Origin of the sequence: Mycobacterium sp. 1081908.1, from assembly GCF_001673535.1 — a bacterium.
In the GTDB taxonomy this organism is placed as follows: Bacteria; Actinomycetota; Actinomycetes; order Mycobacteriales; family Mycobacteriaceae; genus Mycobacterium.
Window position 1 is genome coordinate 62,398 of sequence record NZ_LZLY01000130.1, and the last position, 9,930, is coordinate 72,327.

The 9,930-nt window shown below is 70.2% G+C and carries 11 protein-coding genes; 5 read left to right on the forward strand and 6 right to left on the reverse strand.

The window, feature by feature from the left end:
* Window positions 1–110 precede the first annotated feature (110 nt).
* The 4 genes from A5655_RS21380 to A5655_RS21395 form a co-directional block, all read right to left on the reverse strand.
* Window positions 111–1,475, reverse strand: a complete 1,365-nt coding sequence (locus tag A5655_RS21380; RefSeq protein WP_067013486.1) for a hypothetical protein — start codon at window positions 1,473–1,475, stop codon at window positions 111–113.
* Window positions 1,472–1,834 (reverse strand): hypothetical protein, encoded by a 363-nt coding sequence (locus A5655_RS21385; protein WP_067013488.1) that lies wholly within the window; start codon window positions 1,832–1,834, stop codon window positions 1,472–1,474. Before A5655_RS21385 ends, A5655_RS21380 begins: the two co-directional genes overlap by 4 nt.
* 4 nt (window positions 1,835–1,838) lie before the next feature.
* The gene (locus A5655_RS21390; RefSeq protein WP_067013490.1) at window positions 1,839–3,680 is read right to left on the reverse strand and encodes a hypothetical protein; all 1,842 of its coding nucleotides are present in this window, start codon (window positions 3,678–3,680) and stop codon (window positions 1,839–1,841) included.
* An 81-nt stretch (window positions 3,681–3,761) separates the two neighbouring features.
* The gene (locus tag A5655_RS21395; RefSeq protein WP_067013492.1) at window positions 3,762–3,953 is read right to left on the reverse strand and encodes a hypothetical protein; all 192 of its coding nucleotides are present in this window, start codon (window positions 3,951–3,953) and stop codon (window positions 3,762–3,764) included.
* Between the two features lie 143 nt (window positions 3,954–4,096).
* On the opposite strand from A5655_RS21395, the gene bioB reads away from it, so the two are divergent.
* The 3 genes from bioB to A5655_RS21410 are packed head-to-tail and all read left to right on the forward strand — an operon-like array spanning window position 4,097 to window position 6,034.
* Window positions 4,097–5,137 carry a biotin synthase BioB gene (gene bioB / locus A5655_RS21400; RefSeq protein ID WP_067013507.1) on the forward strand — a complete coding sequence of 347 codons (1,041 nt, stop codon included), beginning with the start codon at window positions 4,097–4,099 and terminating at the stop codon, window positions 5,135–5,137.
* Between the two features lie 13 nt (window positions 5,138–5,150).
* Window positions 5,151–5,378 carry a hypothetical protein gene (locus tag A5655_RS21405; RefSeq protein ID WP_067013509.1) on the forward strand — a complete coding sequence of 76 codons (228 nt, stop codon included), beginning with the start codon at window positions 5,151–5,153 and terminating at the stop codon, window positions 5,376–5,378.
* Entirely contained in the window at window positions 5,375–6,034 is a 660-nt protein-coding gene (locus tag A5655_RS21410; RefSeq protein WP_067013494.1) for a DUF2567 domain-containing protein, read from the forward strand. The genes A5655_RS21405 and A5655_RS21410 overlap by 4 nt, the downstream gene beginning before the upstream one ends.
* A gap of 210 nt (window positions 6,035–6,244) precedes the next feature.
* Here A5655_RS21410 and A5655_RS21415 read toward each other — a convergent pair whose 3' ends face one another.
* Together A5655_RS21415 and A5655_RS21420 are read right to left on the reverse strand one after the other, a co-directional pair.
* Window positions 6,245–7,585 (reverse strand): lipase family protein, encoded by a 1,341-nt coding sequence (locus A5655_RS21415; protein ID WP_067013496.1) that lies wholly within the window; start codon window positions 7,583–7,585, stop codon window positions 6,245–6,247.
* A 155-nt stretch (window positions 7,586–7,740) separates the two neighbouring features.
* Window positions 7,741–8,451, reverse strand: coding sequence for an NUDIX domain-containing protein (locus A5655_RS21420; RefSeq protein WP_067013499.1), 711 nt, complete (start codon window positions 8,449–8,451; stop codon window positions 7,741–7,743).
* 47 nt (window positions 8,452–8,498) lie between these two features.
* On the opposite strand from A5655_RS21420, the gene nadA reads away from it, so the two are divergent.
* Window positions 8,499–9,548, forward strand: a complete 1,050-nt coding sequence (gene nadA, locus A5655_RS21425; RefSeq protein WP_067013501.1) for a quinolinate synthase NadA — start codon at window positions 8,499–8,501, stop codon at window positions 9,546–9,548.
* Window positions 9,548–9,930: FAD-dependent oxidoreductase (locus A5655_RS21430; protein ID WP_197508762.1), on the forward strand; the 383-nt coding region annotated here is incomplete at its 3' end. The genes nadA and A5655_RS21430, both read left to right, overlap by 1 nt.

Here is a 9,930-nt window from a genome sequence, read left to right on the forward strand (position 1 = left end):
GCCGGTCGCTTGTGAATCGTGGGCTTGTGTGTGAATCCAGGGCGGAAAAATCGCCCAGATCTCGCCGTACGCGCACACCGAAAGCCGTGGGCTCACACTGAAAGCCGCGGCTACCCGCCGAACAGCAGGTACAGGCCGGTGAACGTGTAGCCGACCATGACCAGCATCATGGTGAGCTGCCCCGTGAGCTGATGGCCGGCCGGCAGCAACCGCAGGGCCCGGTCGTGCGCGGCGACCACCGCCACGATGTGCCCGGTCACCACGGACGCCACCTTGATCCCGGCGAGCACCGGGGGATGGGCGGAGAGCACGTAGGCGACGTGAAAATGGCTCAGCCCCAACAGGTTCCAGCCGCGACCGAACGGGTCGGCCAGCGCGATCACGGCCTGCTGGCCGCGTTCGACCAGGTAGGACAGGTAGTGCGCGAAGATGTAGCCCACCACGATCGGGATCAACGAATGCGCCATCCGGCCGGGCAGGGCGCGGCGCTGCTCGCGGTCGACGCCGCCGGTGGCCCGCGCCGCGAGCGAAAACGTCACCGCCACAACGGAAATGAACACGATCAGCCCGATCGTTCGCAACAGCGACGACGACAGCGTCGGCGGCAGGCCGAAGCTTCGGGAGATTCCGTCGGCGAACCCGCGCCACGTCGGCGACGACGAGAAACTGTCGAACGCCGTCGACCCGAGCAGCACCGCCAGCAGCACCACCACGCCGGGGCGCACGGGCAGCGACGGCAGGTGATCGAGCGGATTCCCGACGACGATCCTGCCGGTGGCCGGGTTGCGGCGAAACGGGCAGAGGCGCGAGACCGCCATGCTGTACACGCCGAACGGGTCGGCCCGCGCCAGCCAGCGCTGCCCGCACAGCCACGCCCCGACCAGCATCAGCGCGGCATAGATCGCCAGCCACGCCTCGACCAGCGGCAGCGACGCCGAGTTGGGGCTGGCCAGCTCCAGCCACACGAACGCGAACAGGCCCAGCGCGGCGGGCCGATAGCCCCAGCCCTCGGGGTAGGACCACCGCGGGCGGCCGAGCCGCGCCGGCGCCGCGCGCCGCAGCAGCAGATACACCGTGCGCATCGGCGAGATCACCCGCCAGACCGGCCCGAAGAGCAACGACGCCGCCACCAGCCCCACCCACAGCAGCACGTAGAACGCCCCGAGCAGGGCGTTGGACTCCGATTGGGGGCCGCACACCCCGGCCAGCACCACCCACACCGCGAACGCCAGCGCCAGCCCGGCGGCCGTCCAGCGGGTCGCCCGGGCGTCGGCGAAGGCGGTCAGCCCCGACGGCAGCGGGCGGCCGGGCTTGTCCGGGTCAAACCGCGGCCGCCGCCACGCGAACGCGACCAGCGCGAAGGTGAACGTCAGCGCCCACGCCGCCCCGACCATCGCGTACAGGTACGGCACCGGGAGGTCGCCGGACCCGCCCAGGCCGTGCGCGAGCACCGCGGTCGCGCCGCCGGCGCTCACGGCTGGACTTGGATGGTCGCGATCGTGCGGTCCAGGTGATGCAGCTCGACCTCGACGTTGCCGGGCACGTCGACGCTGAACCGAAAGGTTTGGTTGGGCGCCGCCGCGACCGCGAATTCGTGATCGGGCGTGGAGTGGACGTGCAGCTCGTCGGTGGCGTCGCTGTTGACCCGGAAGGTGATTTGCTGGTGCACCTTGGCCAGCAGGGTGGCGTTGGTCGGGGTGACCTGGCCCTTGGCGATGGTGACGTCGACGACGGGGGCCGCGGTGGGGGCCTGGTTCTGCGAACCGCCGCAGGCGACCAGCCCCCACGTCAGCGCGGCCGCCCACGCGGTCACGAGGGCGCGGCGAACCGTCATCGGGCTAAGCCGCCCTGGGGGCCCCGGGCATGGGCTGCTTCTCCTCGACCGGCTCCGGCTCACCCGTCGCGTAGCCGAGGCGCCCGGCGCCCCACGTCAGGGCGGTGATCACCATGAGCGTCAGGAAGAGCACCACGATCCCCCCGGCGGTGAACAGCCACGCCGGCGCGCCCTGGTCGCGTTCGCGCTGCAGGATCGTGACCTCCAGGACGAAGGGCCGCACGCTCTGGGCCAGCGCGGGCACCTCCGCGGCCGGGATGGCGTCGTCGGCCGGCTCATAGATCGGCACCGCCGTCATCGTGTAGCCGTCCTGCACCCGCAGCAGCGTCTTCCATGATCCCCAGACCGGAACCGGCTGGGTGGAGCGGTAGTGCCCGGGCCCGACCTTGGCGAGCCGGTCGATCACCAGGCCGCGTTCGTTCTCCATGCGCCCCTGCCAGGACAGGGTCGTCAGCCACTCCGGGTTGTTGCTGACCATGTCGGGCGGCGTCAGCTGCACGTCCGCCGTCACCATGCGCTTCCCCGGGTGGCTGGGCTGGTCGGTCAGGGTGACGGTGGCGGTGTTCTGTCGGGGCACGTGGATGTGCAGGCCGTTGGCCACCGCCCCGCCGATCACCAACACCGTCAGCGCCACCGCGCCGATGCCGATCTTGCGGCCCGGCAGGCGCTGGCCGGTGAGCACCATCCCGAACAAGGCCCCGCAGATGCCCATCAGCACCGCCACCGGCACCGCCATCGCCAGCGCCTCGCCCCACATCTTCGTCGGCCACGGGTAGTGGTAAACCGCCCCGATCCACAGGGACTCCAGCCACAGCCCGACGGTCCCCACGGCGAGCCCCGATACCGCGCCAAAAGCGATGGGGCGCTTGAACAGTGGGGTCAGCGCCACCAGCTCGACGACCAGCGCCGGGCCCAGGTACAGCGGGAACCAGTTGATCGGCGCTCCCAGGATGGGCCCGACCAGCAATGCCACCCCGCCCCGCAGCGCGATGGCGAACAACGCCGCCACCACCGCGGCGCCCCGCCCCATCGTGAGCCGGGCGGCGACCGCCGCCAGCGCGGCCGCCGCGGCGATCAGCATCGGCTGCAGCACCAGGCGGAATTGCGGGACGCCGAAGTCGAATTCGATCTGGTAGACCGACAGGCCGATGAACAACCCGCCGAACGACAGGTAGCGCAGGAAGGTGATGAACGGGCCGTGCACCAGCTCCTCGGCGTCCTGCGCCTCGCCCTCGCGTTCCAGCATCAGCACCGCGAAAAGCGAAAAGCAGGCGCCGCCGATCATCATCAAATGCGTTGGCCCCCAAAGGGTTACGTCTTGACCGAAGATGCGGTGCCAGATGTCGTCGAGTGGGAACCCGATCATCGCGTACAGCCCGCAACCCGCCATCAGCACACCGCCCACCGGCGCGTACCAGTTGCTGGTGATCCGTACCGCCGCCGGGCCGGGCTTGTCGAACGGCAGCACGACGGACAGCATGCCCGCCACGAAAATCCCGAACAGGCCGATGATGATGAAGTAGTGCGCGGGGTTGGCCAACGGACCGGGATCGCGGCCGTTGCCGATGTGCCAGGACACGTCCCAGATGAACCCGAACAGGGCGCAGATGATCGAGGTGGTGAAGACCAGCACCGGCAGGGCCACCCAGTTCGGGCGGTGGAACTTTTCGCCCATCCGGTCGGCGGCCCGGGTCAGCCACTCGATGCGATGGGTGCGATGGGCGTGCCCGATCCACAGCATGGCCGCCGCTATCACCACCGCGGCGATCGACAGGCCGATCACCTGGTTGAGCCCAGCGCCGCGCGCGGGCGCCTCGGCAACGAAAATGAGTTCCGCCGACCTCATCGTCAAACCCTCCTAACCCGTCGGGCCAACGCGAACCGTGACGCGGCTCGCAGGAACCGGAATGCCCCGATCGGCGGCCCATCAATCACCGTTCTTGTCGGCCGGTTCGCTTTGCTGCTTCGCGTCCCGGGCGGCACCGCTGCGGCGGTCTTTCAGCGCGACGTACAGAATCACGCCGACGACGACGATTGCCGGCAGGAACGCCGGGATCGCCAGCAGCAGCATGTGGTGGGCGACGTCAACGACCTGTGGATCGGTCTGCGCAACGGTCATCGTCCTGGCATACCCCGCCGGACCCCGTCTGCCCCCATCTTCAGCGGCCGTTACCCTACTTTGAACACCGATTTGTTCAAGCTGCCATGACGACGTGGCAGGTGCGGGTGCGCGCGCACGCCAAAGATGCAGGGGAGTACCTGGTGACTCAAGCGGCAACTCGGCCGACGACCGACGCCGACGACACGAACAACGACATCCTCGCGGTCGCCCGCCGGCAGGTGCTGGAGGGCGGCGAGGGCCTGACCCGGGACCAGGTGCTGCGGGTGCTGCAGTTGCCCGACGACCGTCTCGAGGAGCTGCTTGCCCTGGCCCACGAGGTGCGGATGCGCTGGTGCGGCCCCGAGGTCGAGGTCGAGGGCATCATCAGCCTGAAGACCGGCGGCTGCCCGGAGGATTGCCACTTCTGCTCCCAGTCGGGACTGTTCTCCTCCCCGGTGCGCAGCGCGCGGCTGGACATCCCCAGCCTGGTCGAGGCGGCCAAGCAGACCGCGAAGTCGGGCGCCACCGAGTTCTGCATCGTGGCCGCGGTGCGCGGCCCCGACGAGCGGTTGATGGCGCAGGTCGCGGCCGGCATCGAGGCCATCCGCGACGAGGTGGAGATCAACATCGCCTGCTCGCTGGGGATGCTGAGCGCCGAGCAGGTGGAGCAGCTCGCGGCGATGGGCGTGCACCGCTACAACCACAACCTGGAGACCGCGCGCTCGTTCTTTTCCAACGTCGTGACGACCCACACCTGGGAAGAGCGCTGGGAGACGCTGTCGATGGTGCGCGACGCCGGCATGGAGGTGTGCTGCGGCGGCATCCTCGGCATGGGCGAAACGCTGGAGCAGCGCGCGGAATTCGCGGCCGACCTGGCCGAGCTCGGGCCCGACGAGGTGCCGTTGAACTTCCTCAACCCGCGGCCGGGCACCCCGTTCGGCGACCTGGAGGTGCTGCCGGTCAGCGAGGCGCTGAAGTCGGTCGCCGCGTTCCGGCTGGCGTTGCCGCGCACCATGCTGCGCTTTGCCGGGGGCCGCGAGATCACCCTGGGCGACCTGGGCGCCAAGCAGGGCATCCTGGGCGGCATCAACGCGGTGATCGTCGGGAACTACCTGACCACGCTGGGGCGCCCCGCCGAGGCGGACCTGGAGCTGCTCGAGGATCTGCAGATGCCGATCAAGGCGCTCAACGCCAGCCTGTAAGACACTGGTGACCGTGGTTCGGGATCTGGGCGCACCGGTCAGCGCCGGCGTCTACAACGTCTACACCGGGGAACCGGCGGGCACGGCCGTGCCGACGGCCGCCCAGCTGGGCCTCGAGCCGCCGCGCTTCTGCGCGCAGTGCGGACGCCGGATGGTGGTCCAGGTTCGGCCCGACGGCTGGCACGCGCGGTGCTCGCGGCACGGCGACGTGGACTCGGCGGACATGGAGGCGCAGCGGTGACCGAACACGCCGAGCCGGCGCCCGTGGAGCCCCCCGGCGTTCCCCGCGCCGCGCGGGTGCGCGCGGTCGTCGCCGCGGCACTGGGGGTGGCCGTCGCCGGGGTGGCCATCGGCGGGCTGTGGGCCTGGATCGCGCCGCCGATCCGCGCGGTGGTGGCGATCACGCACGCGGGCGAGCGAGTGCACGACTACCTGGGCACCGAATCGGAACACTTCTTCATCGCGCCGTGCCTGCTGCTGGGCCTGCTGACGGCGCTGGCCGTGGTGGGAGCGGTGCTGGTGTGGCAGCGCCGCGAGCACCGCGGGCCCGCCATGGTCGTCGGGCTGTCGCTGGGCATGGTGGTCGCCGCCGCCGTGGCCGCGGGGGCCGGCGCGCTGCTGGTCCGGCTGCGCTACGGCGCACTGAACTTCGACGCGGTCCCGCTGTCGGGCAGCCCGAAGGTCGCCTACGTCACCCAGGCGCCGCCGGTGTTCTTCGCCCTCGATGTGCCGCAGGTGGCGGTCACTCTGATGTGGCCCGTTGGGATCGCCGCGCTGGTGTACGCCCTGCTCGCGGCCGCCGACGCCCGCGACGACCTGGGTGGTCTTCCGGTGGCCGGCCGGCCTGCAGGCGCGGTGCCGATGGAGCCCGAGGCCCCGGAGGCCGCCGTCTCGTAGGGTCCCAGCGGCGCAAGCCGCCGAAGCCGCGTCGAGTGTGAACCCACGGCTTTCGGTGTGAACCCACGGTTTGATCTGGGCGTTTTTTCCGCCGTGGACTCACACGCAAAGCCCACGACACACACTCAACACGCGGGTGCCGACCGCGACGTCCAGAACTCCCAAATCGAACCGGCTCCTGGCCGGTTTTAAGAGACGGGCACCTGGCCCTTACAGGGGGCGGTGCGGGACCTTGCGCCCGGTGATGACCTTGGTCGCGATCTTGACCAGCCGCGCCATGCCGACGTAGGTCATCGGGTTGAACATCGTCGGCCACGTCGTCCTGATCAGGTGCTCGGTGAGCGGACGGCCGGCGAACCGGTCGGTGAGCCAGCGCAGCGTCATCGGCGCCGACAGGGGGTGCAGGCATATGTGTTCGTTGAACGCGTCCCGGTGGTAGGTGACCCGGGCCCCGCCGGCCGAATACGCGTCGGCGAGCTCGTCGATGTCGTGCACGTCGATCAGGTAGTCGTGCACCGCCTGCACGATCAGCACCGGCGGCGTCGGCACCGCCGCGCCCAGCTTGATGCTGTCGAAGACGTAGCTGACCTCGGGGGTCGACAGGATGTCTTCCAGCGGCTCGTCGAGGTAGTCGCCCATGTTCTTGCCGGCCATCCGCAGGACGGCCTCCACGGTGGTCATCTCCTGCAGCGAGTCGAGCAGGGCGCGGCCCTCTTCGTTGGTGTGCTCCTTGATGATCCGGTCCAGGTCGGGGTAGATCTTGGCGAGCGCGGCCACCACCAGCGCGGGCAGGCCGGCCAGGAAGCTGCCGTTGAGCCGGCGGAACGTGTGGCCGAGGTCGCCGACGGGCGAGCCCAGCACCGCGCCGACGATGTCCAGTTCGGGTGCGTAGTCGCCGCACATTTCCGCGGCCCACGCGCTGGCCAGGCCGCCGCCGGAGTAGCCCCACAGCCCGATCGGCGCCGACGACGACAGCCCGAGCCGTTCGGAGTTCAGGGCGGCGCGGATGCCGTCCAGCACCCGGTAACCGGGCTCGTACGGCGCGCCCCACGAGCCGTGGAGGCCCTCGTGGTCGGGCACCGACACGGCCCAGCCCTCGGCGACGGCGGCGGCGATCAGCAAGAACTCGAACTGGCTGAGCGACCCGAGGGCCTTCGCCCGGCGCCGCAGCGCGTAGGACGGAAAGCAGCGGGACGTCATCGCGTCGATCGCGCACTGGTAGGACAGCACCGGGCAGGTCTGCCCGGGAGCCAGCCCGGCCGGAACGATGACGGTGGTCGCCGTCGCCTCAGGGTCGCCGTTCATGTTCATCGTGCGGTAGAGCAGCTGCACGGCCTTGATGGGCTGCGGGATCAGACCGAGAAACGCCAACTCGACCTCCCGCGAACGCAGCACCGTGCCCGGCTCGGCGTGCTGGTAGCCGGGCGGGGGGTGGTAGAACGGGTCGTCCGACGGCAGCAGGGGCCGGACCTTGCGCTGCAGTTCCTCGTGCTGCGGCCGCCCGATCCACTGCGCGCCACGCGTCCCCGCGAGATTGCCGAGCTCAACCATTCGCAGATCCCTCCTAGGCCATCCGGCATTCTCGCGCATGAACAGGCGGTGGCCAAAACGTAATCGCCGCATTGTGAGCCAGTTATCGTGGTCCCCCCAGCTCACGGGCGAGGGTGTTCCGCCCAATGTACCGGCGTGTCGTGGGTGCCCGCTGGCTAAAGCTGCCCGGGCGGCCGAAACGCGGCGAATTCGTCGGTGACGCGCAGCTGGGAGTCGGTGAAGTGGTACAGCGCCGCCGGCCGCCCGCCGCTGCGGCCAGACTGCGCGATTGTCCCGGTCTGGCTGATCACCCCGCGCCGGACCAGGACGCGCTGCAGGTTCGTCGCATCGACCTGGTAGCCCAGCGCCGCGCCGTAGATGTCGCGCAGCGTGGAGAGTGCGAATTCCCTTGGTGCCAAGGCGAACCCGATGTTGGTGTAGGACATCTTGGCGGCCAGCCTGGTCTGGGCGTGAGCCACCATCGGGCCGTGATCGAACGCCATCGGCGGCAGCGAATTCACCGGATGCCACCGGGTGTCCGGCGGCAGCTCGGGGGTGGCGGGGGAGGGCACCAGGCCCAGGAACGTGGACGCGATCACCCGGGCACCGGGCACCCGGTGTGGGTCGGAAAACACAGCGAGCTGCTCCAAGTGAGCGAGCTCTCTCAGGTCGACCTTTTCGGCCAGCTGGCGGCGAACGGAGGTGGTGAGGTCCTCGTCGTTGCGCAGCCGTCCGCCCGGCAGCGACCACGCGCCCTTCTGGGGGTCCCTGGCACGCTGCCATAACAGCACGTTCAACTGCGGTTTTTCTCTGCGCGTAGCGGCCGTTACCTGACGAACCTGGAACACGACGGCGAGCACCTCGTGTTCAGTGCTAGTATGGCCCATGTTTTCGATTCTAAGTCGAAAACCTCCCGGCGCGAAAGGAGCCGCCAGTGACGGTCTTGACTCGCATGGAAACGCTCGGGGATGACCTGACCGCCCGTATCACCGACACGCCCGCCGGCTACGCGGGTGTGGACGGGGACGAGCAGTGGGCCGCCGAGGTTCGCCGGCTGGCCACGCTGCGCGGCGCCACGCTGCTCGCGCACAACTACCAGCTGCCCGCCATCCAGGACGTCGCCGACCACGTGGGCGATTCGCTGGCGCTGTCGCGGATCGCCGCCGACGCGCCCGAGGACACCATCGTGTTCTGCGGTGTGCACTTCATGGCCGAGACCGCCAAAATCCTCAGCCCGGACAAGACCGTGCTCATCCCGGATCAGCGGGCCGGCTGCTCGCTGGCCGATTCCATCACCCCCGACGAGCTGCGCGCCTGGAAGGACGAGCACCCCGGCGCCGTCGTCGTCTCCTACGTCAACACCACCGCCGCGGTGAAGGCCCTCACCGACATCTGCTGCACGTCGTCCAACGCGGTCGACGTCGTCGAGTCCATCGACCCCGACCGCGAGGTCCTGTTCTGCCCCGACCAGTTCCTCGGCGCCCACGTCCGGCGCGTGACCGGGCGGAAGAACCTGCACGTGTGGGCCGGGGAATGCCACGTACACGCCGGCATCAACGGCGACGAGCTCTCCGAGCAGGCGCGGGCGAACCCCGACGCCGAACTGTACGTGCACCCCGAATGCGGCTGCGCCACTTCGGCTTTGTACCTCGCCGGCGAGGGCGCCTTCCCGGCGGAGCGGGTGAAGATCCTGTCCACCGGCGGCATGCTCGACGCCGCCCACGAAACCCGCGCGCGCAAGGTCCTGGTCGCGACCGAGGTCGGCATGTTGCACCAATTGCGCCGGGCCGCACCGCAAGTCGACTTCCGCGCGGTCAACGACCGGGCCTCCTGCAAGTACATGAAGATGATCACCCCGGCCGCGCTGCTGCGCTGCCTGGTCGAGGGCGCCGACGAAGTCCACGTCGACCCCGAGATCGCGGCGGCGGGCCGACGCAGCGTCCAGCGAATGATCCAGATCGGTCAGCCGGGCGGCGGCGAATGATCGCCCGTCCGGACTGGACCCACGCCGCCGACGTCGTCGTAATCGGTACCGGCGTGGCGGGTTTGGCCGCGGCGCTGGCCGCCCATCGCGCCGGCCGGCGCGTCGTTGTCCTGTCGAAGGCGGACCAGGCGCGCGGGGTGACCGCCACGCACTACGCGCAGGGCGGCATCGCGGTGGTGCTGCCGGGCAACGACGACTCGGTCGAGGCCCACGTCGCCGACACCCTGGCCGCCGGCGCCGGCCTGTGCGATCCCGACGCCGTGTGCTCGATCGTCGCCGACGGCTACCGCGCCGTGTCCGAATTGGTCGGCGACGGGGCTCGATTCGACGAGGCGGTGCCCGGCCGCTGGGACGTGACGCGCGAGGGCGGGCACTCGCGGCG

Coding starts and splice junctions, on each gene's coding strand:
- A5655_RS21385 (WP_067013488.1), bottom strand. CDS start 1,834: ATGACGGTTCGCCGCGCCCTCGTGACCGCGTGGGCGGCCGCGCTGACG.
- A5655_RS21420 (WP_067013499.1), bottom strand. CDS start 8,451: ATGGGCCATACTAGCACTGAACACGAGGTGCTCGCCGTCGTGTTCCAG.
- A5655_RS21390 (WP_067013490.1), bottom strand. CDS start 3,680: ATGAGGTCGGCGGAACTCATTTTCGTTGCCGAGGCGCCCGCGCGCGGC.
- A5655_RS21395 (WP_067013492.1), bottom strand. CDS start 3,953: ATGACCGTTGCGCAGACCGATCCACAGGTCGTTGACGTCGCCCACCAC.
- A5655_RS21415 (WP_067013496.1), bottom strand. CDS start 7,585: ATGGTTGAGCTCGGCAATCTCGCGGGGACGCGTGGCGCGCAGTGGATC.